Raw genomic sequence first — 403 nt, 5'->3', positions numbered from 1 at the left:
TGAAGGGATAGGCCAGGTGCAGCGGCGCGCTGCGCAGCACCCAGATCCACAGCAGCGTGGTGATGCCGTACAGCGCCAGCGCGACGATGAGCCAGCCGTTGAACAGCCAGTCGGTGAGCACGGGCTGCGGCGGCAGCTGCATGGCCGCCTTCTTGAACAGCAGCTGTCCGACGGAGATGCCGAACACGCACAGGAGCGTGAGGGATGTGAGTAGCAGCGACATGGGGCGAAGGGATGCAACAGGAAAACTATTCAGGGCGCTGGCGCTTCGTGCCGCAGCGCCAGGGCGGGAAGCAGCACCAGCGGCAGCACGAAAAAGGGCAGCAAATAGCGGTACTCGCCCGCGGAGGAGAGCAGGAAGATCGCACCGCACTGTAGCGCCATCGGCAGGGCCACGATGAGC

1 pseudogene is annotated in these 403 nt (G+C 65.0%); it reads right to left on the bottom strand.

Annotation, left to right across the window (positions count from 1 at the left end):
• A pseudogene (locus K9U41_RS23560) lies at positions 1-223 on the bottom strand (transporter); the annotation flags it as partial.
• Positions 224-403 lie beyond the last annotated feature (180 nt).

Origin of the sequence: Xanthobacter autotrophicus, assembly GCF_029991245.1 — a bacterium.
Taxonomy (GTDB): domain Bacteria; phylum Pseudomonadota; class Alphaproteobacteria; order Rhizobiales; family Xanthobacteraceae; genus Xanthobacter; species Xanthobacter autotrophicus_C.
This window is presented reverse-complemented; position numbering and strand designations above follow the sequence as displayed.